Here is a 26,806-nt window from a genome sequence, read left to right as displayed (position 1 = left end):
ATTTCAATAATTCTGTTAAATAAAAATAACGCCGAAAAAATTCCCTTCTCCCCGTGAGGAGAAGGTTCAACCAGGCACTGTCTTTAAAATCCAGAAGACAAAGCAAACTGGAAGATTTGTGGTTGATCAAATTGTTGCGGATTTAATGCCTTAGCCACGCTAAATGCCAACGGACCAAAAGGGGAACGCCATTCTACAGAAAGACCGGCTGAATAACGGATTGGACCCGCATCATAACCAGTAAAGATTGGCCGCGTATTATATGCAAATACGTTACCCGCATCAGCAAATATGGTGGTTCGTACGTTATCACGACTTAAAGGATAAGGTAAAATAATACCCGCGCTTGCGCTCGCCAGGAAGTTACCTCCCATAGAATTATGCAAATTATCCAATGGGCCTAGAGAGAAGCTATCATAGCCACGTACTTGGCCTGGTTGCGCTGTTCCCCCAGCATAATAGTTTTCAAAGAAAGGTAACCCATTGTTATTAAACATGTTTCCATAGCCCGCAAATCCTTGCAAGGAGAATATCCAGCCTCGTGCTAGTGGCTGATACAAACGTGCCTGATAAGAACCCTTATAGTATGACAATGAATTAGACGTCACGGGTAAAGCAACAACTGCTGTAAATTGTTGGTTCATACCACGAGAAGGATAAGGGAATTGATCATAGCTGTTTCTAGCCCATCCTGAAGATAAACGAATTTCCTGGAAATGGCGACCATATTCGGTAACGAAATTCTGAATCGGAATAACATAACCAACCGTTTTAATGTCGACATCCTGATACCCATACCCCAATTGGAAACTACTTGCCTCTCCAAGAGGGAAATTATAGTTGACATCACCCCCGAAACGATCTGAACTATAGGTACTGACATTCAGGTTTTTCGGGTCGACACGTGCGAAATAAAGATTGACCCCCCGTCCTATACCGGTATCAGTATAAAATGGGTTGTAGTAATTTACGGTATAATCTTGTCCCCACTTACTTGATGTGAAGGCAGCCCCCATGGAACGGCCGGTTCCCATAAAGTTATGTTGGTTCACCGAAGCATTCAGCTGATAACCATTCGTACCATAACCAACTGAAGCACTTGCTTCCGCAGATGGTGCTTCTTCGACTTGCACATCTAAATCAACTTGGTTATTGGCTCCAGGGACAGGTGTCGTTTTCACATCAACATTTTTCAAATAACCTAATAAGCGCAGTTGCCGTTCTGATTCTTTAATATTATGCAAAGACAGCAAGCCGCCTTCATCCTGACGTATCACGCTGCGTAACACATAATCACTGGTTTTTGTATTGCCGTGGAATTTAATACGACGCACATAGACATGACGCCCAGGCTCGACGACAAAAGTAATGAAGACCGTTTTATCTTTCTCATCCAGCTGTGGTTCAGCATTAATCGCAGGGAAGCCATAACCCACATCACCCAAAGCTAAACCAAAGGCAGAAATTGTTTCAGTTACTTTTTTGCGTGAAAAAACAGCGCCCTTGCGAACCAGAACTAAAGAATCAAGTTTTTCTTTAGGAACAACCGTATTTCCAACTACTTTATAACCTGAAAAATGATACTGCGGACCTTCATCAACATGAATATTAATAAATACGTCTTTCCGATCAGGAGACAGCAATACTTGTGAAGAAACAATCTTAAATTTCAAATAACCTCTATCCAAATAATACGAACGTAACGCTTCTAAAGAAGCATCCATCCCAGACTTCGAATATTGGTCTTTTTTCGTAAAATAAGTAAATAAATTCGAATTAGACAAAGCAAGTTCGGGCAATAGTTCGCTGTCTTTAAAATCGTGGTTACCAATGATTTTAATTTTTTTAATGCGCGATACCCGACCTTCAGAAACAGTGATGTTAATTGCTACACGGTTATCCGTTAGTTGCGAAACACGTGTTTCAATGCGTGCGTTGTATTTTCCTCTGGCAGTATATGCTTTCTTTAATTCCTTTTCCAAACGCTCCAAAGTGGATTTTTGGAACACGCGACCTTTTACCAAGCCCATTTCTTTAAGGAACTCTTTCATTTTATCGCTGGGAATTTCTTTATTTCCGGTGATATTAATGGCACCAATGGTTGCGCGCTCAACGACGTTAACAATGAGGATATTGCCTTGACGCTCTAAAGAAACTGACTGAAAAAAACCGGTATCATAAAGAGTGCGAATAATTTCACCAGTTGAACTGGAGTTTACCTCTTCGCCAACTTGTACGGGAATATAATTTAATACCGTTCCGGAGGAAACCCGTTGTAAACCGGTCACTTTAATGCCACGAACAATAAAACCATCATCTGCTATTGTTTGAGAGGACCAAGCAATAAGCGTCGAACAACAAACCCCTACTAATAATTTACTACCGATTTTTTTCATTATTATTTTACATCCAGTTTTACTTCATGCAGCTACAAATTACACGATTAGTACACTAAAACGGCAATTTATGACACGTGTGAAGTACCGCGTGCATTTCTGAATTAAAAATAATCCAGTCACACCAAAAATTGAAACACTTTTTATAGGAAGTAGAAACCACTGTCAAGTTTCTGCTCTCTAACTTTTTTATTTGTTCAGTTTAACTAGTTAGTCTTGCTATATCGTTGGTCAATGCAATAAACATTAAGGCAAACAATAATAATAAGCCCACATAAGCCCCTGCTGATTTCAAACCATCCGATACGGGCTTACGTTGGATAATTTCCAGCACATAATACAGCAAATGTCCGCCATCCAGCATAGGAATAGGCAATAAATTTAACGCACCTAAACTAATGCTCACCAAGGCAAGAAAAAACAAATAAGAAACCAAACCACCACGTCCAGAGTCACCAGCACCTTGAGCAATGCCCACTGGACCACTAATACTGTTTAAGCCTAATTTGCCAGTAACTAAGCGCCCCATTAAAACAAAGGTAGTCTTAGTCAGTTGTACAGTTTGTTTTAAAGCAGTGCCTAAAGCCGCTATCGGATGTTCTCTTTCCATCCGCAACCAATGCTTAGGCCAATCAACCTTTTGCGATCGCACACCTAAAAAGCCTTCACTCTTGCCTTTATTTTTCAGACTGCCTGTATGCACAATAATATTTTTCAGCGTGCCGTCTCGCTTAATTTGCAAGGTTATTTGGGTATCAGGACGTGCTTGCACATAATTCACTAAAAACAGCCAATCCGCAAAAGGCTTACCATCTACACGCACTATCTTATCTTTATTTTGCAACCCAGCTTTTGCTGCGGGGCTATCAGCAACGACTTCCCCAACGATTGCGGGAATAGATGGAATAAAGGGCTCAATGCCTAAACTTTTGAGTGGATCCGGCTTTTTATCATCCAGCTGCCAATTAGCTAAAGGCAGAGAAACTTCACTTTGATGACCATCAATTAATGACTTTACAGTGACCTTAATTGTAGCATTAGAACCAACCAGAGGCATCAAAGCATATTGAAAATCACGCCAACTATTAATTTTCATATGATTCACTGCAATAATTTCTTCATGGGCCGTAAGTCCCGCGTTCGCAGCAATACTACTTGGTTTCACGGTATCAATCATGGGGGCTAAAGACTGCATACCAATAACGAGCACCAACCATAAGGCAATAAAAGCAAAAATAAAATTAAATAATGGACCAGCAAGAACAATAGCAATCCGTTTCCAGATGGCTTGATTATTAAAAGCTAAATGGCGTTCATTTTCTGGAACTTCGCCTTCAGATTCATCCAGCATTTTAACGTAGCCACCTAGGGGAAATAAAGACCAGGCATACTCTGTTCCGCGTTTATCACGCCAGCTCGCCAGTACTGTGCCAAAGCCGAAAGAAAAACGCAGTACTTTGACACCGCACCAGCGTGCAACTTGAAAATGGCCGTATTCATGCACCGTTACCAGTAATAACAAGGCCAATAAAAAATACAGCAGAGTTGAAAGCATAATGCTATCCCAAAGTTAGTCCGAAATAAAATAAAGGCAAAGCGGCAATCAAACTATCTAAACGATCTAATACGCCACCATGACCAGGAATAAGAGCACCAGTATCTTTTAAGTGACAACGTCGTTTCAAAATACTAATGAATAAGTCGCCAAAGATAGAAATAATTACGGTATATAACGCTAAAACGAACCAGTAAATTTTAGCAACGGGTGCAAAATAAATACAGCCAACACCGGCTATAATCATCGCTAAAATTACGCCACCTAAAACACCCTCCCAGGATTTTCCAGGACTGACTTGGGGAATCAACTTATGTTTCCCTATTAGCTTACCACTAAGATAAGCACCAATATCAGAAGCCCAAATTAAAAACAGTAAATAAACAAGTAAGGCTTTACCATGTGGTAAATAATATAAATGAATCAAGCTTTGCATAAATAAGGGTAAAAGGATTAGGCACACTCCAGCAACCACCGCAGAATAACCCCAATATTGTTGCGAACGTGGGAACGTCAGAATAGCCACTATATTACAGAGCCATAACGCAAGACCAACAGCCAGCCAATAAGAAAATACTGTGCCACAGCCCCATAAACACAACAGTAAAACCACGAAAAAGCCGATTTGCATACTTGTTTTTTTAAAAGGAATTAACTGCAAGCATTCTCTTCCTGCCGCTAAAAAAATAACTAAAGCGATACCCGCTAAAAGCCAGGGGTGACCATAGAAAATAACGAACAAGACTAAGGGCACTAAAATTAATGAGGTAATTAAACGTTGTAAAAACATGGTATTGCCCTTCTATTTAAAATAAAACCTTAACGTCTCCATCCATGCTATTCATTTGCTGCTTTAGACACGTTGCCAAATCGTCTTTTACGCTTACTAAATGAAGCTAAAGCCAACTCCAGCTCTGCCTCACCAAAATCAGGCCAGTGGACATCGGTAAAATAAAGTTCAGTATACGCAAGTTGCCACAGAAAGAAATTACTGATTCTTAATTCGCCACTAGTACGAATGAATAAATCCGGATCAGGTAAGCCATCAGTATCAAGGCATTGGGCAAAACGAGGCTCATCAATCTCATCCAATGCCAACGTCCCCTCAGCCACTGCTTGAGCTATTTTTTTTGCTGCCGTGACTAAATCCCATTTACCGCCATAATTTACCACTACATTTAAAGTTAATTGGGCGTTATTTGCCGTGATCAGCTCCGCTTCACGCATTTGTTCTTGCAAAATAGATGACAATAAACTGCGATCACCGGTAAAACGCATCCTTATCCCATGTTGGTTAAGTTCGGCAAGTTCTTTACGTAACGACTCAATAAATAATTCCATTAAAAAATTAACTTCATCAACCGGACGCGACCAATTTTCCGAGCTAAAAGCAAATAAACTCAGACAAGCAATTTTTTTAGTCATACAACTACGAATCATCTTTTTTACTGATTCAACCCCAGCTTTATGACCGTCAATACGTGGCAAACCGCGACTTTCAGCCCAACGACCATTCCCATCCATTACAATGGCAACGTGTTGAGGAATTTTATGTTCCAAAACAACTCTTCCTACCCTAAAAAATGGTACATAGTCTAACCTTTTTAATCTAAAAATTTAAGTGTTAGCCATAAATACTTTGGCCTAGTATAATCCAAATTAATTGTAACTTCCTTAATGGAGTGCTGTATGCGAAAGAATGCACCCTTGCTACTGATGATTTTAGACGGTTGGGGTTATAACAAAAATAATAAGCACAATGCGATTGCCCAGGCCAACACTCCACAGTGGGATGAATGGTGGCAAACATGCCCGCACATCCTTTTGGAAGCTTCTGGTTTACCGGTTGGTTTACCCAATAAACAAATGGGTAACTCAGAAGTCGGGCATATGCACATTGGTGCAGGCCGAGTTATCCAACAAGATTTCACCCGTATCAATGAAAGCATAGACAATGGTAGCTTTGCGACAAACCCAGTGTTTCTTAACGTCATCACACAATTAAAGCAAACCAGACACTCATTGCATATTATGGGCTTATTTTCCCCGGGCGGTGTTCACAGCCATGAACACCATTTATTTGCCTTGCTCGCACTTTGTGCGCAACAAAATTTTCACTCCGTCTGTTTGCATTTATTTCTTGATGGACGCGATACCCCGCCACAAAGCGCGTTGCAAAGTTTTGGGCGTCTCCAAGCGAAACTGAAAAAATACCCTGTCGCCCAAATTTGCTCCATTAGTGGTCGTTATTATGCTATGGACAGAGACAATCGTTGGGAACGCATAGAGCCGGTTTATACTTTATTAACTGAAGGACAAAGTGTGCATCACTTTGCTGATGCCCAAACCGCAATCGAAAGCTATTACCAACAAAATTTGTCTGATGAATTTATCCCACCAACCTTAATTGGGACCAAACAAACAATTACTGATGGCGATGCTGTTTTATTTTTTAATTTCCGCGCCGATAGAGCCCGGCAATTAACGAGTGCATTTATTGATAAATCATTTAATAAATTTCAGCGAAAAGTACAACCACAGTTAGCTGATTTTGTCAGCATGACCCAATACGACACGAACTTAGCGACAACGCCAGCATTTCCTCCCTACCCTTTAAATAATACCTTAGGCGAGGTGCTTGCTGCCCATGGTTTAAGCCAACTGCGGATTGCCGAAACAGAAAAATATGCCCATGTCACCTTTTTCTTTAACGGCGGCAATGAACATATTTTTGCTCATGAAGAACGCATTTTAATTCCCTCCCCGAAAGTGGCAACCTACGATTTACAACCAGAAATGAGTGCCCCACAATTAACAGAACGTTTAGTAGAGGCGATTAACAACCAAACTTACGATGTCATTATCTGTAACTATGCTAACGCCGATATGGTAGGACATACGGGTAATTTTAAGGCCACCGTTTGCGCCATCGAATGTTTGGATCACTGCATGACTAAAGTCTGGCAGGCACTAAGCAAACAAGGCGGACAATTGCTCATTACGGCAGACCATGGTAATGCGGAAGAAATGTTTGACGAGTCAACCGAGCAACCGCATACAGCTCATACCAGTGAACCCGTACCCCTGGTTTATGTTGGTGGTAATTGGCATTTTACCCGCGCGGAAGGAAGTTTAATTGATATAGCACCAACCATGCTGACCTTATTAGGCATTAATCCACCGGCAGAAATGACTGGGCATCCATTGTTAGAACAAGATAATCATGATTAAACGAAGTAATAAATTCAGGAATAACCTGATAGCAATCCCCCTGGGCATGCTCCTTGGTTTTGCGCTATATGCAGATCCATCGGCAATACAAAAAACACAAAGTAAATTAAAACAATTAGACGTACAAATTAATCACTTACAACAAACCTTAAACTCAGCGCATGACAAACGTGGGGTCTTAAATAAAGAATTATCTGCCACGGAAAAACAAATAGGCCAAGGAGTCCATGAGCTACGTACCATTCAACAAAACATAAGCAGCAAGTCCAACAAAATCAGTGCATTACAAAATAAAGTCAACCAATTAAACGAAAAACTAACAACCCAACAACAATTATTGGCCAGTCACATCCGGGCTCGCTATCAAATGGGTGAATATCAACCTCTCAAATGGTTACTAAACCAGGATGATCCTTATAAGGTAAGTCGGGTTTTAACGTACTATCAGTACCTCGTTAAATCACGCCAACAGCTGATTGAGCAGATCGACACGACGCGCAATAAGCTAAATCAAAGCAAAGAAATATTGCATAATGAGCTTGCAGAGAATCAAAAGCTAAAATCCGAGCTGACTAAAAATCAGGAACAATTAGAGCAAACTAAAAATTATCATACGGCATTAATCAAATCATTGAATAATGAAATTCAAAACAAACAAAATACCTTACGCGACGCCAAAAGAAATAAAGACAATTTAGCGCGCTTATTAAAAATACTAGCGCAACAAAGTATTGCGCAAGCAAGTAAACCATTCAATCAAATGCGCAAAAAATTGCCGCTTCCAGTACAGACCCAGAGCCGATCATTACGCCAAATGAATCAAGGGGTGACATTTTTTGCCGATGAAGGAACCGTTGTGACTGCCGTTTACCCGGGAAAAGTCGTATTTAGTGATTGGCTAAAGGGTTATGGTTTATTGCTTATCATTGATCATGGTCAAGGCTTTATGACCTTATATGCACATAATGAATCATTATTTAAAAGAAAAGGCGAGTCGGTGCGCCAAAACGAACAAATCGCCTCTGTAGGACATAGCGGCGGAATTAAACAAAACGGTCTATACTTCGAAATAAGACGAAGGGGAAAAGCAATCCCTCCTTTAGCTTGGTTGTCATCGGTTTAAGGTGTTGTATGTATTACTTTAACAAAGAAAAAATCGAGCGGATGCTATTCCGCTTATCGCAATAATAAAGTAATCACCTTTGCCTCTGGCACTTAAATTGCATTTCAATATTATAAAAACAAAAAAGAAGATGGCTTATTTTATGGCCCGCATCCGAGGAGATCGCTATGTTAATAAGAAAATTACATCCATGCATGCTGGCAGCAGTGTATGCAGTGACGCTGATGTTACCTCTGACGGCCTTTACAGCTGATGAGCCTAATGCAGACAGTGCAGAAAATTCTAGCGCGAACTCTAGTTCTAAAGCTGTGCCGCTAGAAGACGTGCAACGTTTTTCTAATGCCATTGGCGAAATTAAAAAATACTATGTAAAACCTACTGATGACAAAGAACTGTTTGATAATGCCATTCGCGGCATGCTCAATGGCCTTGATCCTCATTCAAGTTATCTGGATGAAGAAGAGTTCAAAGAACTACAAACCTCTACTAGTGGTGAATTTGGTGGTTTAGGTCTTGAAGTTACCATGGAAGATGGTGTAGTCAAAGTCGTAACACCGCTAGTTGATACTCCTGCTTTTAAAGCGGGAATTAAATCAGGTGACTATATCATAAAATTAGGTAAAGAATCCGTACAAGGCCTGTCACTTAAAGACGCGGTTAATATGATGCGTGGTAAATCCGGCAGTACCATTCAATTAACGGTATTACGTAAAGGTGTAAACAAAGCCTTAACTTTTGATTTAATTCGTGAGGTTATTCAAATAAAAAGTGTACAAAGCAAATTACTAAGTCCTGGCTATGCTTACATCCGTCTAACCCAATTCCAAGCCTTAACAGGAAGAGACATGTTGCAAGCAATTGAGCGCCTAAAACAACAATCTGGCGGCAAAATAAAAGGGTTGGTCTTGGATTTAAGAAACAACCCAGGGGGGTTGCTCGATTCTGCTATCCAAGTTTCTGATGCCTTCCTTGGTAAAGATAAATCTGGCAAACCTGAAACCATCGTTTCAACTAAAGGTCGTTTACCAGGTTCAGATTTTACCGCTCTGGCAAAAGGAATTGATGTGTTAGATAATGCGCCAATGGTAGTATTGATCAATAATGGCTCAGCTTCTGCAGCGGAGATTGTTGCCGGTGCATTAAAAGATAACAAACGAGCCGTTATTCTGGGTACTACCAGTTTTGGTAAAGGTTCGGTACAAACAGTGCTGCCACTTGATAATAAAACTGGGATTAAGCTAACCACCGCCCTGTACTACACCCCATCAGGTACTTCAATTCAAGCCAAAGGAATTGCGCCTGACATCGTCGTGAACGAGTTAGAAATACCTAAAAATGCTGCCGCAAAAAACAAGGATAAAACCGGATTTAGCGAAGCAGATCTGAATGGGCACTTAATCAATAAAAATAATGCGGAAAAAGCTGCGACTTCAAGTGCGAATAAACCTGAAGATTTATTGCACAATGACTATCAACTTTATGCCGCGCTCACGGTGTTAGAAGGTATGGCTTTAAACAACAAGTAAGTCCCAACTCATTCCTTCTCTCTGTACGAGGGAAGGAATTTTTATTGACAAATTTCAAACAAAATGTTAATGTTTTTAACATTTAATGCTAAATACGATATTTATGAATTATTTTCTGTCGCTGCTAATCACCTTAAGCCTCTCTTATCAATGCCTGGCTGGTGTTCAACCTAAAGTCAGTTTACGTGATAAAATTGGGCAAATGCTGCTCATTGGTTTTGATGGCAAGCACATCAATAGCCAATCTGAAATCGTAAAAATCATTGATAAGAATAATATTGGCGGAGTCATTCTTTTTGACTATAATGCCCAGACACAAAGTTTTGATAAAAACATTGAAAGCCCTGCCCAAGTAAAACAATTGAATCATGACTTACAAGCTGCGACTAAAAATGCCAATTTAACACATCACCGCCCTAATTTGCCTCTTTTAATCTCAGTAGATTATGAAGGTGGCATGGTTACCCGTTTGAGTGAACAATATGGATTTCCGACAACATTATCTGCTGCGGAAGTTGGCAGACGTGGAATTAAAGCCGCCAAATCTAATGTCAAACTGATGACAAAAATATTAAAAGAAACCGGTTTTAATTTAGATTTTGCACCCTTGGTGGATATTAATGTAAATCCTAACAATCCAGTTATTGCCAAGAAAGAACGTAGTTTTTCGAGCGATCCTGCAGTAGTAATTCAGGATGCACGAATTTACTCCCGGCATTTCTTAAAGCACAAGATTCAGTGTGTCTATAAACACTTCCCCGGACATGGCAGTTCTATTGCGGATTCACACTTAGGCTTTGTTGACGTCAGCGATACCTGGCAAACTTATGAATTAGCGCCTTACCAGCACTTATTAAATCAAGACTGTTCCTGCGGCATCATCATGACCGCGCACATTGTTAACCATCAGCTGGATAATTCAGGACTGCCTGCCACTCTCTCACATAAAATATTAACTGGCCTGTTGCGCCAACAATTACATTTTAAAGGCGTGATTATCACCGATGACATGCAAATGAAAGCAATCAGTGAGCATTATGGGCTTGATGAGGCTTTAGTACTGGCAATTAATGCCGGAGCAGACATGTTTATTTTTGGTAATACGCTTACTGCAAAAGCACAAAATCCAGAACAAGTGATCAACCTCATTGCCGCCAAAGTACAATCTGGTGAAATTAGCCAGCAGCGCATTGATGAAGCCTATCAACATATTGTGACTTTAAAACAATCGCTGGCGCATTAAGATTAACGTGAAAGCGCGCTCTTCAACCTGGCTAGATCGTTAAATGAGCGTAATGAATCGTTTGCTCCAACATCCAGTATTTAATACCATTGGACGAGTACGGTTGTTGGGTCAAACGACCCACACTTGGCGTCACTCAGAAGTAAACAACAGATAAATTATACGGTTAGGGTTTCTTTCTGATAAGAAATACCTTGTTTATCCATGCGAAATGGACCCATTAGACCAGTTCCAGATTTCAAAGCTAATAAATTGCTAGCAATGGCCTGGCTCGAAAAATTAGTATTTGTTTTCATAGCAATCACTGCGCTATTATTCAAAAAATGAAAAATATCGTAGGCATATCCTGCTTCAGTAACTGGCTGGCTAAAGTATTCTTGTTTGAATTGAGCGACAAACTCAGGCTTCATTGCGCTAGTTAAAAGCGCGCCATGCTGATGATTAGGACTTTGCGCCTGGAATGTATTTTTGCCATCAGCCACCGCATCACAGCCTAAACAAAAATGAATTAGACTATTTTTTTTCGCTAAAGGCACTGCCATAGTCCCCGTATCGGCACCTTCGGTTAGCAGTACGTTAATATGATGTGCATCAATAAATTTTTGTAACGTATTGACTGTATTTGCATGCGCTGAAAATTTATCTAAGGTATAAAATTCATAGTTAATTTCGGATGATTTTAATTGGCCACGTGCGATTTCCATCGCGCCTAATATATTACGACCAATGTAAGCTGATTTACTCGTAAATGGTGCATAAATACCAATATTAATAATTTTCTTTGTTGGTTCACTGGCAACTACAGTACCTGTCGATACCATGAATACAGTAGCCACAAAAGCACAAGATCGGAATAAGAACTTAGTCATATTTATCTTCATCAGTTAGCAGGTGGAAAATTATTCTCCTATGAATGGCGGCTAAATACAATGTCTGATTTCAACGCACCTAAAATTTGATTGGGTATTTGGAGTAAATGTGCGATAATTTGCAATTATCTGCCACAGGTTAGAACATTATGAATTTTATTAGATCAATTTCATGCCTTGCTAGTGCCCTTATTTTTTCGCAGGCTCAGGCCAGTGTCGAAGCATACTTCGAGCAAATAAAAGAGGACCCAAATGCCTTATATGCATTTTTTCAGAGCATGCCTAAAGGTGGTGAATTACACTACCATTTAGCCGGTGGTCCTTATCCTGAAACAATGTTGGCCATCGCGTCTAAAGATAATTATTGCATTAATAAAAAAACCTTCGCCGTTACCAGCAGCACTGGCTTTTGTGATGGGATCACCACCAAAGAACTAGGCAATCAACCAGAGCTTTATGCAAAAACCGTACGCAGCTGGTCACTAAAAGATTTTATTCCCGGAACTGAGTCCGGGCACGATCACTTTTTTAATTCCTTCTTTAAATTTGGTCCTCTAGTACTTGGTTACCGACCACAATTAGTTGCTGATGTCATTAGCAGAGCCGCCAAACAGCAAGAACAATATTTGGAATTAATGATTTTACCGGATAATGGCAACTCGCTTACTTTTGGTGCTTTACTCAAAGGAACCTCTTCTTTTGCTCAAAAAAGAACATTGTTATTGGCCAATCAAGATTTCAAAAAAAATATTGACCACACAGTTAAGGAAGCGGAACTCATTCTAAAAAAAGCGCGTCAAGATTTAGGATGCATGACAAATTCAGCAACAGACAACTGTCAAGTCACGATAAAGTTCCTATATTATTCGCTACGTGAGCAACCTTTAGATAATCTTTTTGCGCAAACGCTCAATGCCTTTGAAGCAGTAGCCAGATCGCAGTCTCAGGGCGGTAGCCTAGTTGGCGTAAATTTAGTCCAGCCCGAAGATGGCATTATCTCTTTACGCGATTACCACCAACAAATGCAGATGTATCAATACCTGCATCAAATGTACCCGCAAGTTAATATTGCCTTGCATGCTGGGGAAATAACTTCCGAGCTGGTCCCCCCCAAAGACTTAGATTACCACATTTATGATGCCCTAATGACGGGACAAGCGCAAAGAATAGGGCATGGGGTGGATATCGCGCACGAGCAAAATGCCGAGACCACTTTAAAGTATATGGCAAGCCAGCATAAACCGGTAGAAATTAATCTTATTAGCAACCAGCGTCTCTTAAATGTTTCTGGGCGTCAACACCCATTAAATTATTACCTTGCTCATCATGTACCTGTTGTTTTGTCTACGGATGATGAAGGCATATTGCGTACCAGTTTAACTGCGCAGTATGTGGAAGCGGTGCTAGGTCATAGTTTAGATTATTCAACCGTGAAACAAATCAATAGAAACGCATTAACGTACGCATTCACGCCCGGCAAAAGCATTTGGCTTGATGCGGATAAAGCGCAATTAACGCCTGAATGCCAAGATTTAAAGAGTGAGCATTGTCAGCAATTCATTAAACGTAGTGAAAAAGCGCGCTTACAGTGGAATTTAGAACAGAAATTAAGTACTTTTGAGAACCAATATTAAAGGTTGGGTCAAACGACCCAACCTACAAAAACTGCAAATCATACGACTATGCAGTAAATGGATTCTGCAGAATAATCGTTGAATCACGCTCGGGACCAGTTGACAGCATATGAATAGGAACATTTAACAATTGCTCAATGCGATTTAGATAAGCAATCGCATTCGCCGGTAAATCCTTCATATTAATAACATCTGCTGTAGATTCGCTCCAACCCGGCATTTCTTCATAAACCGGCTCTAAACCGTCAAAGTCAGCCGCGGCTTGCGGAGGACGAGAGATTAAATTGCCATTACTGTCTTTGTAAGCCACAGCAATACGCAGTACGTCGAGGTTATCTAAAACATCCAACTTGGTAATGCACAAACCGGTAATGCTATTTAGCTCGATTGAACGCTTTAATAAAACTGCATCAAACCAGCCACAACGTCTTGGTCTACCCGTCACCGCACCGAATTCTTGACCACGCTCGGCAATTTGTTTGCCAACATCATCAAATAATTCTGTTGGAAAAGGACCGCCACCAACACGTGTGGTATAAGCTTTAGTAATGCCTAAAACATAATCAAGGTATCTAGGGCCAAAGCCAGCGCCATTAATTACTGAACCAACACAAGTATTCGAAGAGGTAACAAAAGGATAAGTACCATGATCAACATCCAGATAAACCCCCTGTGCTCCTTCAAATAAAATGTTATCCCCTTGTTCACGATGCTCATGCAAAGCTGCAGGAACATCACAAACCAATGGACGCAACTCATCAGCCCAAATCTTCGCCGCATCCAGTATCGGTTGCATTTCTACTGCAGGCTGCTTGAAGTATTGCGTCAAAACGAAATTATAAAAATCTAAAAGATCTGTCAGCTTTTGCGCAAAACGCTCTGGATGAAATAAATCACCCACTTTTAATGCACGTCGTGCCACTTTATCTTCATAAGCAGGACCTATGCCGCGTCCAGTCGTACCAATAGCGGCCTTCCCCATGTGCGATTCACGTGCTTTATCCAAAGCAACATGGCATGGAAGAATAAGTGGACAAGCCAAACTAATGCGCAAGCGCGAACGCACATCAATGCCAGTGCTTTCAAGCTCCTTGACTTCGCCTAATAAGGCTTCAGGTGAAAGCACCACGCCGTTTGCTATATAACAAGTAACGTGTGGCCGTAGCATGCCTGAAGGGATTAACCGTAAAACGGTTTTCACCCCATTAATTTTTAAAGTATGGCCCGCATTGTGACCACCTTGATAGCGAACAACGACCTGCGCATCTTGCGTTAATAAATCGACAATTTTTCCCTTGCCTTCATCGCCCCACTGTGTACCTAAAACAACAACGTTCTTACCCATGATCTACTCTTAATCTGCAAAATGCTATCAGGCGTTGAACCTGATTTCAGCAAAATCGAACATTATAATTACTTTTTAGCAGGTACACCATCATTTTTTAGTGTAAATTGCTTAAAATAATCAAAAAATGCACTGCTTTGATCCAAAACCAAAATATCTTTCTTACTTTTAAAACTTCCTTCATAAGCCAATAGGCTACGGTATAGCGCAAAAAAGTCCTTGTTTTGACTGTACGCTTGGGCATAGATTGATGCGGCTTTCGCCCGCCCTATAGCACGCACTTTCTGAGCAGCACTTCGTGTCTGGGCCAGTAAAACCATAACATCAGCATCGGCTTTAGCCTGTATTTCCTCGGCAGCAGCCTGGCCATCGGCACGATGTCTGTTCGCAATTTTCTGCATGTCCGCACGCATGCGTTGATAAATTGCATTACTGGTATTTGCTGGAAGCTCTATACCTTTAATACGCACGTCGACAACATTAATCCCCAATTCACCAGCTTGTTTTTCAGCTGCGGTACGCAATAAAGCCATCACATCGTCACGCCCGCCAGAAACTACTTCTGAAATCGTCCGTTTACCAAATTGAGCCCGTAATAAAGTATTTAACTGCTGTTCTAATAAAGTTTCCGCTTTAAATTCACTACCACCTGTCGATTTAAAATATTGGGCTAAATCAGTAATATGCCACTTAACATAATAATCGACCATCACATCTTTCTTTTCTTTGGTAACGATACGGGTTGATTTGATATCCATGGTTTGAATACGGGTATCAAAAATACGCACATTTTCAATAAAAGGGACTTTAAAATGCAAACCAGGGTTCAACACTTTAACCTTATCCGTGTCGCTCTCATTAACCAGGCGTCCCAAGCGCAAAATAATACCTTGCTGCCCCTCAGTCACCGTAAATGTCGTGGTAATAAGAAACAGGAATACTAGAAACAGCACAATACCAAGGGTTATGTTTGTATTCTTCATGATTAATCTCTCCCTTGACGATAAACAGGTCTCGTAAGATCACGCCCATCGATTAAACTATCACCATCATCATCACCATTATTGGCTTTATTGGTTTTTGCATTATCAGCTGGGAAATTGGCTGATTGACTTTGTACTAATTTACCTAATGGCAAGTACATTAAATTACTTGATTTACTATCAACAATAATTTTACTGCTCTTGTTTAATACCGTTTGCATGGTCTCTAAATACATACGCTGCGCGGTAATTGCCGGAGCTGCCGTGTATTGTGGTAGTAAGGCAAGAAACTCCGCAACCTCACCCTGAGCACGCAAGACTACTTGCTTAGAAAATGCTTCTGCTTCTTGTTGAATACGACTGGCATTACCCTCGGCAATAGGGACTACTTTAGCAGCATAGGCATAAGCCTGCTCTTTGAATCGCTTTTCATCTTCTTGTGCTTTAATCGCATCATCAAAAGCATCTTGTACACTTTCAGGCGCACGAGCAGGTTGTGGCGATACGTTAACAATCACAATACCTGTTTTATATAGATCCAATGTTTTTACCAATGTTTCCTGAACTTGATTTCCCCAAACCTCACGGCCTTCGGTAATAATTTGATCCAAGGTGGTTGTACCAACAACTTGTCTTAAAGCACTGGAAGTTGCCTGTTGTAAGCTTTCCTCAGGATTGGCGACATTAAATAAATATTGTTGTAAATCACCAATGCGGTATTGTACAGCCAAAGATACAGCTACCAGGTTTTCATCACTAGTCAGCATTTGTGCCGAATAAGAGTGATCTAATACTCTATCAACATTCATGATTATTTTGGAAGAAATAATACGTGGAATCCAATGCGGACCGGGGCCTACCGTTTCTACATATTCGCCAAAACGCAGAATAACGGCCTGTTCCGCTGGATCAACAATGAAAATACCAGAAAGCACCCAAAGAAGAAAAGCAGACAGAATCACCATAATCGCCACCAAACCGCCATTGGAAGTTTTAGACGGCTCATTACCTGATTTGCCACTACCCCCAAAAAGAATTTTCTTCAATTTGTCATTAATACGTTTCAGAGCTTCATCCAAATCTGGAGGCTGATTCTTGCCCTTCCATGGCTCTTTGCCTTTATCTGGCTCATTCCACCCCATGTACTACTCTCCCAACAAATTCTAAGAAAGCTAGAATTCTATGGGGTATATGAAGTTTAAGCAAGTAGATACTAGTGAGATCGACCATTGAAAATGCAGGTTGGGCCTTCCGGCCCATTCTTCAAAATTATGGGGTGACTAGTGTCGCCTCCCTAACAACCGGTTCTAAATCGTCATGTATCGCCATTTGTGGCACAGATTTTAACATATCATTGACGATAATTCGGGTTCTACTGGCAGGATGGCTTTTCGAATACTGCTTTACCATCTCCCAACTGCATTGCCCTTCAGCAATCATCCAACGCATAGAACTCCAAGGATTAGTAATCCGCTGGCTGCCATAAGTTTCTTCATAACGTTTCACAAATTCAGCATACAACATCAAAGAAGATTCTTGTCCTGTCAATATCGATGCTGCCATTATAGGTAATTCAGCCTGCTCAGGATGTTCTTGCGAAGGATTACTGTATTTACGCGTAATCCAGCGTTCAACAACAAAGGCAGCCGCACTTGGTCTGCCAAACAACTGTCGCAGAGCATTTCCCCAAGAATGATCCACATAAACAATGTTATGCAAAGCATTGTCTGAGAAATGGCAACGTTCAACAAAGGGATCAACGAGATGAGGCCTGGTTTCCAAATAAGCATCAATAGCCTGAAGGAGAGCCATCCGTTTATTCGCTAATAACAAAACCATTTCCTTGCGTCGCGGCGGTTCAGCACCGCGACAAAGCAGCATGGCAACGCCTTTGATTAAGGATTTGTTCTTGGGGTCATCCGCTAAAAGTTTACACAGTGACTCAATTGCATTATCACCATGTTTTTCTCCTTCAGGGATATTTTTATTCTCTGCTTCAAGTTTAAGTTTGGCTACAGGACTTTCTAAAAGCGCCGTAAGCGCCTTAATTTTCCCTAACCGAGCAGCGAGTATAAGCGGCGTATCTTCTTCGAGGCCTACAGGATTATTTAATTGGGCATCAGACTTAGCAAGCGCCCCCACCGCAAACGCAAAATCCAACTCAATAGCTATATGTAGGGGTTGGTAGGCGATATCCATATTGTTACGAAAGGTTGTTTCATGAATATTCGGCTTATTTGCCAAAATTGCATTCAACAAACGTTCACTCCTGGTATTTAAAGCCAGGGCCAATAAACTAAGCCCATGCTTATCGCGTCGATTGATGTCAAAAATATTCTGCTCTTTGTTGCGCATTAACAAATGTGTTGCTAACTGCAGCTTTCCGGCAACAATTGCTTGATGAAGGGGCTCACCAATATTGTGGTCGTGCATATTATCAATAACAAAATCAATGTATGCGGTAAGCTCCATCGGTGATGCTGTTGATGTCGTCTTTTTTTCCTGATGCAACTGAATTAAATAATTAAGAACCGTCATTTGTAAACCATCTGGTGCCCAGCTCGGCTGTTCCAGGTAATTCATCTCCTCTTCCTGTTTTTGCAAAATTTTTTTCTTAAATCTATCGAGTCCTAATTCTATAGCTTCATTTATTTCCTTTATAAATTCCATGATATTACGTCCCTTTAGAATGGTTACTACCGGACTAATATTACACAGTGATTAAAGAAGAGCAAAAAATAAGTAAAAAAAGGCCGCGACTGCGGCCAGCACCAACTAGGGTCGGTTGACAATTGAGCGGTTAATCTGACGCAAACAAGTCGTGCCACGCCACACTTTTGACGACGAATGGTCAACAAGCTCTAGGATTTTATGAATATTAAATCCCAAACGCCATGACCTAAGCGCTCTCCTCGTTGCTCAAACTTAGTTAGCGGTCGCGATTCTGGTTTTGGCGAATAGCCACCATTTATTTGCGAATTATGCAAAGCGGGCTCAGCAGTTAACACCGTCAACATGTGTTCGGCGTATTCCTGCCAATCTGTAGCACAGTGAATAAATCCCCCAGGTTTAATTTTTTGCGTTAATAAATAAATAAACTCTGTCTGAATCAAACGTCGTTTATGATGACGTTTTTTATGCCAGGGGTCGGGGAAAAAGATTTGTACACCCGCTAACGAATTATCAGCTAATTGCATACGGAAGGCTTCTACTGCATCATGAGCCACAATACGAACATTAGTTACTTGATGATCATGTAAATCAGCCGCCAAACTGCCTACACCGGCTTGATGAACTTCCATCCCAAGGTAGTTTAGTTGTGGATTATTTTGCGCCATGGCTAATAAAGAAGTCCCCATACCAAACCCTATTTCCACTACGGTATCTGCGTTGCGCCCAAATTCTTTCGCTAAATTCCACTGGGAACCTGTCATCGCCAGTTCATAATCTTTAATCCAAAGATCTAATCCCTGCTGCTGTCGATTGCTTACTCTTCCTGCGCGCAACACGTAACTTTTTATTCTACGATGCATTATAATAACTCAAAATATGAAAGTTGCGATTATATGTTTCTACAAAAATCTTGCAACTATTACATTTTTTTGATATAAAACCGCTCTTGTATTTCACATCCGGCTATTTGCCCAGAATTTTACAAAGACAACCACTAAATATATCTAATTTGGAGTAACACAATGTCTAGAGTATGTCAGGTAACTGGCAAGCGACCCATGACTGGTAACAAAGTGTCGCACGCTAACAACAAAACCAGAAGACGCTTTCTACCTAATATTCAAAACCACAGTTTCTGGGTTGAAGAAGAAAATCGATTTGTCACCTTACGTGTCAGTACCAAAGGCATGCGTATTATTGACAAGTTAGGCATCAAAGCGGTTCTGGATAAAATCAGAGCTAATGGCGAAAAAGTATAACTAAGGGGATAAACCATGGCAGCTGTTACCGTAAAAGTGAAAATGGAATCCACTGCAGGAACTGGATACTATAAAACCACTACTAAAAATCCGCGTAACCATCCTGAAAAGATGGAATTGATGATGTACGATCCTAAAGTACGTAAGCACGTTCTTTTCAAAGAGAAAAAAGTAAAATAATTACCGTAAGCCCCATAATTTGGGGCTTTTTTTTACTCTTGTTTTATCGGGCTTAATTGAAGTATGGGCTGAGCTATGAAATGGGAGCTCTGTGTCTCTCAATTAACGAATAGCAGCAAATGCAAAGCAAAATCTAATCGCTAAAAAGCTAATAAAATTAACTAAATCTTAAACAATTTCCTTAACTTACATTAAATTAACCTTAGTAAACACTGGATAATCCTTACGAATCGTTTAAACTGATAGTATAGCAGTTGAAACAAAGAGGATTTGCATGAAACCGTCACTGCAGCTTAGTATAGGCCAACATTTGACGCTTACTCCACAGCTACAGCAAGCAATTAAGCTATTGCAATTATCTACAATTGACCTCCGACAAGAAATCCAACTGCTCGTTGAATCAAATCCTATGCTTGAAGCCACTCCTAATGAGGATAAAGATGATTCTCGCACTGAGGAGCAACAACACCATAATGATGAACCTAGTGATTTTCAGTGGTCAGAACTCTATCAAATTTCAAACAAACGCCAGAATTTTGATGATGGCGATTATAATTTTGATAATTTGCATTGCACCACGACTAATTTACAAGATCACTTAAGATGGCAGCTCGCACTCGCCCCCATGAGTGATATCGATAGAGTGATCGCTACGGCAATCATTGATGCCATCAATAATGACGGATTCTTATGCACGCCTATTGCCGATTTACATGCCAGCTTAACCAGTGAAGAACATCCTCTAGACATCGAAGAACTTGAGGTAGTACGTCACCGCGTACAATTATTTGATCCAGTGGGCTGCGCCTCCATCAGCTTGGCTGAAACATTGTTAATACAACTAGAACAACTACCGCTTGAAACCATTCATTTAAGCCTTACAAAAAAAATTATTCATGAAGACATCGAATTACTTGGTCAACATAATTACAAACAGTTAATGAAAAACCATCACATTAGTGAGAAAACAGTGGATGAAATTTTACGAATTATCCAGAGCTTAAATCCAAAGCCAGGTAATTTGATTCATCACGACATCACCGAATACATTATTCCCGATTTAACCGTTAAAAAAATAAATAATGAGTGGAACGTAGTGCTTAATCAAAATGTATTGCCTCATTTAAGCATTAATAACCAATATGCTGCACTCATTCAACGTGCAGATAACAGCGCCGATAACCAATTTCTAAAAAACAATTTACAAGAAGCACGTTGGTTTTTAAAAAGCATTCAAAGCCGTCAAGAAACACTGCTTAAAGTGGCAATGTGCATTATGGAATATCAGCAAGGCTTTCTGGAATTTGGCGAAGAAGCCATGAAACCATTGATTCTTAATGACGTGGCTTCAGCCTTAGATATGCATGAGTCAACCATATCTCGTGTTACCACGCAAAAATTCATTCATACCCCGCGCGGTGTTTTTGAGCTAAAATATTTCTTCTCCAGTCATGTTAATACTAATGCGGGCGATGAGTGTTCATCCACGGCGATACGCGCGGTGATAAAAAAATTAATTGCTGCAGAAAATAGAAAAAAACCGTTAAGCGACAGCAAGATTACCCTAATGTTGGAAGAACAGGGAGTGCAATTAGCAAGAAGGACTGTAGCAAAATATCGTGAAGCAATGGGAATTGCTCCATCCAATGAGCGAAAAAAAATTCGTAATTAAATTAGTAACAGAAGGAGATTCGTTATGCAAATCAACATTACTGGACATCGATTAGATGTTACTCCTGCCCTCAGAACCTTTACCGAAGAAAAATTCGATAAACTTGAGCGCCATTTTGATCAAATCACGAAGATTAATGTCGTTTTTGATGTAGAAAAATTAAGGAAAATTGCCGAAGCAACTATTTTTGTTGTCGGTGGTGAATTGCATGCCAGCTCCGAATCAGAAGATATGTATGCGGCAATTGACATGCTAATTGACAAACTGGATCGTCAGTTGATCAAGCATAAAGAAAAAATTCGTCACCACTAAAAATATTTAGCTAAACATCCATTTCGGATAAGAAATAAAGTCAAACCTTACCTCACCTCGATCCGTTCGGGCTGAGGGGGGAGGAAGCTTGCTCCCAATTTCTTATCCAGAACTCAGATTAGCTAAATACTCTATTGTTGGCCCTACGACTCCTCCGCTACCGCATGATTATCCAAAAAGCCAATTAACTCTTTTTTGAGCAGGAAATCCTGTACCCAATGCCTACTTTTATGGTACATTGTCCGTCATATGATAAAAACTAAAATTACCATCATCAATAAATTAGGACTGCATGCGCGAGCATCAGCTAAATTTGTGTCAACAGCGGCACGATACCAAAGCCATATTGATGTCACCAAAAATTCACAGACCGTTAATGGTAAAAGCATTATGGGGGTTATGATGCTTGCTGCCAATAAAGGAAGTGAACTCACGCTCGAAATAGAAGGTCCTGATGAAGAGCGCATGAATGAAGCCTTGGTGCAATTAATCAATAATTACTTTGGTGAAGGTGAATAAGGCGCTGGCGCTGAATTTCCCCACAAACATCGATGGTCCTTTTTAAATTCCATACTCTAAATAATCACCGCTGCTAAAGCCCAATTGTTTTATCTATAGTTCATCACCAATACGATACTTCTCATGAAAATCCCTATCGGCAAAGAGCGCAAAAAAATCTAAGGCAGTAAATCTTCTCTGTTGCTTTTCCGCATCTGGCCTACCCCACAGACTGTGCATTATTTGTTTCCAATACTCAATTTATATGCTACGATGCGCAACCCTCTGGAGAATGGATTTAACACATGAAGAGTCAAATTTTAAACCATGAAGAATCAGAAGACTCAAGACATTTAGAAAATTTTAATGTGTCGGATTTTCTGCAAATGGAATTTGATTCACTGGATGAAAAGGCCGATGCTTTTTCTTACAACATTCAAGAGTCATGTATCAAAACAGGATTTCTCATGCGAGAAATTTGCGGCAATATCGGCAAAAATACGCTTGTACGCAATCCACGTACCGGTAAAGAAGAACCAGTACTAATGTTTGGATCTAATAACTATTTGGACTTGGCCCAAGAACCATACATTATTAATAAGGCCATTGCTGCAGTTAAAAAATTTGGTATTGGCTGCGGCGGCCCGCAACTTTTAAATGGCAATACCTCACTACATATTGAACTGCAAAATAAAATTGCTAGTATTAAAGGGGCAGAAGCAGCTGTTTTGTTTTCTTCTGGTTACTCAACGAATGTGGGATGGCCCAGTGCTTTACTGGGGAAAGACGATTGGCTAATCTACGATATACAAAGTCATGGATCACTTTATGACAGCATGAAAACTAAGCAATTTAATTCCATGCCTTTTCTCCATAACGATCCAATGGCGCTGCAAAAACGGTTGAAAAAAATTCGATCAACTCATCCACGCTCAACAGTTATCGTATGTGTGGAAGGCGTTTATTCCATGGACGGAGATATTGCTCCGCTGGGTGAGTTCAGAAAAATTTGCGATGATTACCAGGCTCTACTATGCATTGATGATGCACATGGTTCGGGAGTCATGGGCGACCATGGTCACGGCACTCAAGAACATTTTGGTCTAACTGGCAAGATTGACTTATACATGGGAACCTTTTCCAAAGTTTACTGCGTGACAGGTGGTTACGTAGCGGGAAAAAAACATCTCGTGGATTTTCTGCGAATTAATGCACGTTCCAATCTTTTTTCTGCTAGTTTACCTCCTTATTCAGTAGCGGCCGTTTTAGCCGCGATTGAATTCATTGAACAAAATCCTCAGCGCATTAAGATGCTTCACCATAATACTCGCTACATGGCACAAAAACTGTGCGATGCAGGGTTTAATGCGTGTACAGAATCGGCCATTATTCCCATTTTTATTGCACAACCACATTCTGTCAAAGAAATTGTTGCTGAATTACACGATGAAGGGATTTTTATTAATGGTATTGAGTATCCTTCCGTTCCAAAAAATAAACAAAGAATCCGTCTTAGCATGATGGCAACTTTTGAACAATATGAGCTTGATCATGCCATTGATAAAATTATTAGAATGGCCAAACGAAGAGGAATTATTCCTTCTCCTTAACATACAGAATTCTGCTATGCATTTGCCTGAAAACGACATTGTTGATGAAGCAATTATTTTACTTAGTTTAGTTAAAACTGACGCTAAAGAATTAAAAAAACTCCAAGAAATTTGCCAGCAATCAGATTTCAACTGGGAGCTTTTTTATCAATTGGCCCAGCTTAATGAAACAGTCCCTTTGGTTTTAAGCAATTTAGGTACCTACCAGCTACTAAAATTCTGTCCCCCATCCCTAATCGAGCAAATGCAAAGTTATGCTAACGATATTGCTAAAATCAATCACGCAAGAATTGAAACCGGTAAAATTTTGATTCAAGAATTTGCCAAAAAAAATATCAAAGTTGTACTGCTTAAAGGAATTTTTTTTGCACAGAGTATTTATAAAAATCCTTTTTATAAAAAAATGAATGACATTGATATTTTAATTCTCAAGAACGATGCTAAGCATGCGCTGGAAATTTTTAAACAACTTAACTATTTTTGTGTAAGCGCGCTCCTAGGCCATTCAGCGGAAGATCAAATAGCATACTCTCACCACTTCCCACCTTTTTTTAGTCCTGATTTACATTGCATGATTGGCACGCACTGGGGCCTAATTTCCACCCATTCTTTTATTCAATTAAACTACGAAGAAATTTGGAAAAGAGCCAAGCCACTAAATTTCCACGGCGTTGCATGCTATCATTTGGCCCCTGAAGATAATTTGCTCCATCTTTGTATTCATCTTTCACTTTATAAATCTGGCATTAAAGAAATTGCCGATTTTTATAATCTTATTAAATCTAATAATATAGATTGGGATTTATTTTATAAAAACGTAAAAGAATCTCAAAGTGCTCAAAAAGTTTACGAATCTCTTGCGATTGTCCAGACATTTTATCCGATTGGCGCCCTGGCCAACTTTTTAGAAAAATTAAAACATGAATTTCCAATTACGGTGTCAAAAGAACTTTCCAATAAAATTTCTTCTTGCTCTTTTTTATTAAGATCTAGGACAACTTACATAACTGCTATAGAAAAAGAATTTATCCAATTTAAATCCACTGGTATTTTTGCTGAAAAACGTGCCCTTGTTTTTAGAATCTGGAAATTACTTTTTTTCCCTCCCGTAGAACAAATTCAAAAGCTAACCTTTCGCCCAACTTATTCCTCTTTTTTACGTTTATTGGCCCCGCTGCAAATAAGTAGACACTTTTGTGCGGAGCTAGGAACAAAAATTTATTTTTTACTGCACGTTTATCTTATTTATTCATTGATTAAATCAGGAATTTGCCAACTAATGGGAATAAAGAAAAAGGGGGTTCAAGATTTTTGTCATGATTTGGGTCTAAGTGTTGAGCAAATTAATAGATTAAAAGGAACGTTAGAATGAACCCTTGGTGTAAAATTGATATTAATCTTGATGCAAAATTCCTAAAAATTATTGGAGGCAAAGGGCTGGGGCTATGGCAATTATTAAAGCAAAAACTCCCGATTCCGGCAACTTATGCACTGACCACGGATTATTTTCAAGAATACTTATTTGACCGTCAGCAACTGCCTTCTTATCCCAAATTACTTGCTCTAACGATTACTTGTGACCGTGAAGCTATTTTGCGTTGCAGTCTTGATTTACGAAATGAAATTGCTAATTCGAACATTATTTTGCCTACAGAACTGGAGCATATTTATTTAGCGAAACTAGATCAACACAAATGGGCACTTCGTTCTTCCATGAATGTTGAAGATGGGCTAAAAAATTCTTATGCCGGGATTTTTGAATCGTTTCTGCATCTGGATTCTTTAGAACAACTTAAAGAAAAAATCAAAGATACACTGGCGCAAGTTTTTTCCGAAAGGGCAATTTTTTACACTTTAGAGAATGGTATTCCCTTGCAAGCGTTACTGCCAGCTCTCTTAATTCAAGAGCAAATACCAGTGGAGTGGTCTGGCGCTTACTTTACTTGCAATCCATTACCCAAAGGCAACTACCAACAAGGAGTAATTTCATATCAAAGAGGATACGGCGATACTTTAATGAGTGGATCTGTAAGTGGTCACTCAGTATTTGTTAACCAAGGAAAAATTCAGTTACCTAAGGAAGCCGCCCACCTTGCAAAACCACTTAAACAACTGGTCCGTAGTGGTCTGCAACTGCAAAGTGATTTTAATCTGGCCTTGGATCTGGAATGGGGAATAAAAGATCAGCAAATAATATTTTTTCAAATGCGTCCTATCCCCCAAATTGATTTCAGTTATGCAAAGCATCCTATTCGTTGGTCTAGAATGCTAACAGAAGAAAGATATCCTGAAGCAGTATCTCCTTTGGGTTGGTCAATTTTATACAGTGTCTTTCAAGTCAATTTAGATACGCTCAAGAAACGCTTCGGATTGCAAGCGACTAGCACTAATGAAGTGGCTAAAGTTATCAATGACTACGTTTATGCCAACGATTCCTTTTTCAAATTTCCGGAAAATATTAAAACTAATTATTGGCATCAACTAAAATATATTCCTTTTTTAATGAAAGAGCTCTTCTTGACATGCATGACGCTTCCTTTACTTTGGATTAGTAATTTCTTTAGCCGCTATAAAATTTCATCTAAACTTTTTTTGCTTATGGGATTATTTTCCGGTTATATTTTTCGTCATGCCAAAGACATTATTAAACGCTGGGATCAAGAACTTCCCAAATACATTCAGGGCTTCGATGAAGCT

24 protein-coding genes are annotated in these 26,806 nt (G+C 39.9%); 13 read left to right on the top strand and 11 right to left on the bottom strand.

Annotated elements, in window-relative coordinates; genetic code table 11:
• Positions 1-83 precede the first annotated feature (83 nt).
• The 4 genes from bamA to uppS form a co-directional block, all read right to left on the bottom strand.
• Complete coding sequence (gene bamA, locus LDG_RS15895; RefSeq protein ID WP_006872466.1) at positions 84-2,396, bottom strand: outer membrane protein assembly factor BamA; 2,313 nt, start codon at positions 2,394-2,396, stop codon at positions 84-86.
• Between the two features lie 202 nt (positions 2,397-2,598).
• Positions 2,599-3,951 (bottom strand): RIP metalloprotease RseP, encoded by a 1,353-nt coding sequence (gene rseP / locus LDG_RS15890; protein ID WP_006872465.1) that lies wholly within the window; start codon positions 3,949-3,951, stop codon positions 2,599-2,601.
• A 4-nt stretch (positions 3,952-3,955) separates the two neighbouring features.
• A complete protein-coding gene (locus tag LDG_RS15885) occupies positions 3,956-4,741 on the bottom strand; it encodes a phosphatidate cytidylyltransferase (protein ID WP_006872464.1) in 786 nt (261 codons plus the stop codon).
• A 47-nt stretch (positions 4,742-4,788) separates the two neighbouring features.
• Positions 4,789-5,511: a polyprenyl diphosphate synthase gene (gene uppS, locus LDG_RS15880; RefSeq protein ID WP_006872463.1), complete on the bottom strand. Its 723-nt coding sequence runs from the start codon at positions 5,509-5,511 to the stop codon at positions 4,789-4,791.
• Between the two features lie 129 nt (positions 5,512-5,640).
• Here uppS and gpmI point away from each other — a divergent pair, with 129 nt between their 5' ends.
• The 4 genes from gpmI (at position 5,641) to LDG_RS15860 (ending at position 11,074) form a co-directional block, all read left to right on the top strand.
• On the top strand, positions 5,641-7,182 hold the full coding sequence (gene gpmI / locus LDG_RS15875) for a 2,3-bisphosphoglycerate-independent phosphoglycerate mutase (protein WP_006872462.1): 1,542 nt from the start codon (positions 5,641-5,643) through the stop codon (positions 7,180-7,182).
• A 46-nt stretch (positions 7,183-7,228) separates the two neighbouring features.
• Complete coding sequence (locus tag LDG_RS15870) at positions 7,229-8,305, top strand: murein hydrolase activator EnvC family protein (protein WP_006872461.1); 1,077 nt, start codon at positions 7,229-7,231, stop codon at positions 8,303-8,305.
• A gap of 167 nt (positions 8,306-8,472) precedes the next feature.
• Entirely contained in the window at positions 8,473-9,831 is a 1,359-nt protein-coding gene (locus tag LDG_RS15865) for a S41 family peptidase (protein ID WP_006872460.1), read from the top strand.
• Positions 9,832-9,934: 103 nt separating this feature from the next.
• Entirely contained in the window at positions 9,935-11,074 is a 1,140-nt protein-coding gene (locus LDG_RS15860; RefSeq protein WP_006872459.1) for a glycoside hydrolase family 3 protein, read from the top strand.
• 158 nt (positions 11,075-11,232) lie between these two features.
• On the opposite strand, the gene LDG_RS15855 is transcribed toward LDG_RS15860, so the two are convergent.
• Positions 11,233-11,943, bottom strand: coding sequence for a type 1 periplasmic-binding domain-containing protein (locus LDG_RS15855; protein ID WP_233491581.1), 711 nt, complete (start codon positions 11,941-11,943; stop codon positions 11,233-11,235).
• A gap of 149 nt (positions 11,944-12,092) precedes the next feature.
• Here LDG_RS15855 and LDG_RS15850 point away from each other — a divergent pair, with 149 nt between their 5' ends.
• The gene (locus LDG_RS15850) at positions 12,093-13,577 is read left to right on the top strand and encodes an amidohydrolase family protein (RefSeq protein ID WP_006872457.1); all 1,485 of its coding nucleotides are present in this window, start codon (positions 12,093-12,095) and stop codon (positions 13,575-13,577) included.
• A 46-nt stretch (positions 13,578-13,623) separates the two neighbouring features.
• Here LDG_RS15850 and LDG_RS15845 read toward each other — a convergent pair whose 3' ends face one another.
• From LDG_RS15845 to trmB, 5 genes are all read right to left on the bottom strand, one after another.
• Complete coding sequence (locus LDG_RS15845) at positions 13,624-14,922, bottom strand: adenylosuccinate synthase (RefSeq protein ID WP_006872456.1); 1,299 nt, start codon at positions 14,920-14,922, stop codon at positions 13,624-13,626.
• Between the two features lie 68 nt (positions 14,923-14,990).
• On the bottom strand, positions 14,991-15,905 hold the full coding sequence (gene hflC / locus LDG_RS15840; RefSeq protein ID WP_006872455.1) for a protease modulator HflC: 915 nt from the start codon (positions 15,903-15,905) through the stop codon (positions 14,991-14,993).
• A 2-nt stretch (positions 15,906-15,907) separates the two neighbouring features.
• Entirely contained in the window at positions 15,908-17,047 is a 1,140-nt protein-coding gene (gene hflK, locus LDG_RS15835; protein ID WP_006872454.1) for an FtsH protease activity modulator HflK, read from the bottom strand.
• Between the two features lie 127 nt (positions 17,048-17,174).
• Complete coding sequence (gene ankC / locus LDG_RS15830; protein ID WP_006872453.1) at positions 17,175-18,575, bottom strand: Dot/Icm T4SS effector AnkC/LegA12; 1,401 nt, start codon at positions 18,573-18,575, stop codon at positions 17,175-17,177.
• A 191-nt stretch (positions 18,576-18,766) separates the two neighbouring features.
• Positions 18,767-19,438, bottom strand: a complete 672-nt coding sequence (gene trmB, locus LDG_RS15825) for a tRNA (guanosine(46)-N7)-methyltransferase TrmB (RefSeq protein ID WP_040536255.1) — start codon at positions 19,436-19,438, stop codon at positions 18,767-18,769.
• A 162-nt stretch (positions 19,439-19,600) separates the two neighbouring features.
• Here trmB and rpmB point away from each other — a divergent pair, with 162 nt between their 5' ends.
• From rpmB to LDG_RS15800, 5 genes are all read left to right on the top strand, one after another.
• On the top strand, positions 19,601-19,837 hold the full coding sequence (rpmB, locus tag LDG_RS15820) for a 50S ribosomal protein L28 (protein WP_040536253.1): 237 nt from the start codon (positions 19,601-19,603) through the stop codon (positions 19,835-19,837).
• 15 nt (positions 19,838-19,852) lie between these two features.
• Entirely contained in the window at positions 19,853-20,017 is a 165-nt protein-coding gene (gene rpmG, locus LDG_RS15815) for a 50S ribosomal protein L33 (protein WP_006872450.1), read from the top strand.
• Positions 20,018-20,291: 274 nt separating this feature from the next.
• Complete coding sequence (locus tag LDG_RS15810; RefSeq protein ID WP_006872449.1) at positions 20,292-21,689, top strand: RNA polymerase factor sigma-54; 1,398 nt, start codon at positions 20,292-20,294, stop codon at positions 21,687-21,689.
• Between the two features lie 24 nt (positions 21,690-21,713).
• Complete coding sequence (gene hpf, locus LDG_RS15805; protein WP_006872448.1) at positions 21,714-22,001, top strand: ribosome hibernation promoting factor; 288 nt, start codon at positions 21,714-21,716, stop codon at positions 21,999-22,001.
• Positions 22,002-22,250: 249 nt separating this feature from the next.
• Positions 22,251-22,520 (top strand): HPr family phosphocarrier protein, encoded by a 270-nt coding sequence (locus LDG_RS15800; RefSeq protein ID WP_006872447.1) that lies wholly within the window; start codon positions 22,251-22,253, stop codon positions 22,518-22,520.
• A gap of 93 nt (positions 22,521-22,613) precedes the next feature.
• Here LDG_RS15800 and LDG_RS20555 read toward each other — a convergent pair whose 3' ends face one another.
• Positions 22,614-22,739, bottom strand: coding sequence for a hypothetical protein (locus tag LDG_RS20555; RefSeq protein WP_006872446.1), 126 nt, complete (start codon positions 22,737-22,739; stop codon positions 22,614-22,616).
• Between the two features lie 65 nt (positions 22,740-22,804).
• Here LDG_RS20555 and LDG_RS15795 point away from each other — a divergent pair, with 65 nt between their 5' ends.
• The 3 genes from LDG_RS15795 to LDG_RS19755 all read left to right on the top strand — a co-directional run.
• Entirely contained in the window at positions 22,805-24,109 is a 1,305-nt protein-coding gene (locus LDG_RS15795) for an aminotransferase class I/II-fold pyridoxal phosphate-dependent enzyme (protein WP_006872445.1), read from the top strand.
• Entirely contained in the window at positions 24,039-25,481 is a 1,443-nt protein-coding gene (locus tag LDG_RS15790) for a nucleotidyltransferase domain-containing protein (protein WP_083821492.1), read from the top strand. Before LDG_RS15795 ends, LDG_RS15790 begins: the two co-directional genes overlap by 71 nt.
• A partial coding sequence (locus tag LDG_RS19755) for a PEP/pyruvate-binding domain-containing protein (RefSeq protein WP_040536248.1) occupies positions 25,478-26,806 on the top strand: 1,329 nt, incomplete at its 3' end. The genes LDG_RS15790 and LDG_RS19755, both read left to right, overlap by 4 nt.

This window comes from Legionella drancourtii LLAP12, assembly GCF_000162755.2.
Taxonomy (GTDB): Bacteria; Pseudomonadota; Gammaproteobacteria; order Legionellales; family Legionellaceae; genus Legionella; species Legionella drancourtii.
The sequence above is the reverse complement of the archived record's forward strand: the minus strand, read 5'-3'. Positions and strand labels throughout refer to the sequence as shown.

Coding starts and splice junctions, on each gene's coding strand:
- bamA (WP_006872466.1), bottom strand. CDS start 2,396: ATGAAAAAAATCGGTAGTAAATTATTAGTAGGGGTTTGTTGTTCGACG.
- rseP (WP_006872465.1), bottom strand. CDS start 3,951: ATGCTTTCAACTCTGCTGTATTTTTTATTGGCCTTGTTATTACTGGTA.
- LDG_RS15885 (WP_006872464.1), bottom strand. CDS start 4,741: ATGTTTTTACAACGTTTAATTACCTCATTAATTTTAGTGCCCTTAGTC.
- gpmI (WP_006872462.1), top strand. CDS start 5,641: ATGCGAAAGAATGCACCCTTGCTACTGATGATTTTAGACGGTTGGGGT.
- LDG_RS15870 (WP_006872461.1), top strand. CDS start 7,229: ATGCTCCTTGGTTTTGCGCTATATGCAGATCCATCGGCAATACAAAAA.
- LDG_RS15865 (WP_006872460.1), top strand. CDS start 8,473: ATGTTAATAAGAAAATTACATCCATGCATGCTGGCAGCAGTGTATGCA.
- LDG_RS15860 (WP_006872459.1), top strand. CDS start 9,935: ATGAATTATTTTCTGTCGCTGCTAATCACCTTAAGCCTCTCTTATCAA.
- LDG_RS15855 (WP_233491581.1), bottom strand. CDS start 11,943: ATGACTAAGTTCTTATTCCGATCTTGTGCTTTTGTGGCTACTGTATTC.
- LDG_RS15850 (WP_006872457.1), top strand. CDS start 12,093: ATGAATTTTATTAGATCAATTTCATGCCTTGCTAGTGCCCTTATTTTT.
- LDG_RS15845 (WP_006872456.1), bottom strand. CDS start 14,922: ATGGGTAAGAACGTTGTTGTTTTAGGTACACAGTGGGGCGATGAAGGC.
- hflC (WP_006872455.1), bottom strand. CDS start 15,905: ATGAAGAATACAAACATAACCCTTGGTATTGTGCTGTTTCTAGTATTC.
- hflK (WP_006872454.1), bottom strand. CDS start 17,047: ATGGGGTGGAATGAGCCAGATAAAGGCAAAGAGCCATGGAAGGGCAAG.
- ankC (WP_006872453.1), bottom strand. CDS start 18,575: ATGGAATTTATAAAGGAAATAAATGAAGCTATAGAATTAGGACTCGAT.
- trmB (WP_040536255.1), bottom strand. CDS start 19,438: ATGCATCGTAGAATAAAAAGTTACGTGTTGCGCGCAGGAAGAGTAAGC.
- rpmB (WP_040536253.1), top strand. CDS start 19,601: ATGTCTAGAGTATGTCAGGTAACTGGCAAGCGACCCATGACTGGTAAC.
- rpmG (WP_006872450.1), top strand. CDS start 19,853: ATGGCAGCTGTTACCGTAAAAGTGAAAATGGAATCCACTGCAGGAACT.
- LDG_RS15810 (WP_006872449.1), top strand. CDS start 20,292: ATGAAACCGTCACTGCAGCTTAGTATAGGCCAACATTTGACGCTTACT.
- hpf (WP_006872448.1), top strand. CDS start 21,714: ATGCAAATCAACATTACTGGACATCGATTAGATGTTACTCCTGCCCTC.
- LDG_RS15800 (WP_006872447.1), top strand. CDS start 22,251: ATGATAAAAACTAAAATTACCATCATCAATAAATTAGGACTGCATGCG.
- LDG_RS20555 (WP_006872446.1), bottom strand. CDS start 22,739: ATGCACAGTCTGTGGGGTAGGCCAGATGCGGAAAAGCAACAGAGAAGA.
- LDG_RS15795 (WP_006872445.1), top strand. CDS start 22,805: ATGAAGAGTCAAATTTTAAACCATGAAGAATCAGAAGACTCAAGACAT.
- LDG_RS15790 (WP_083821492.1), top strand. CDS start 24,039: ATGAGCTTGATCATGCCATTGATAAAATTATTAGAATGGCCAAACGAA.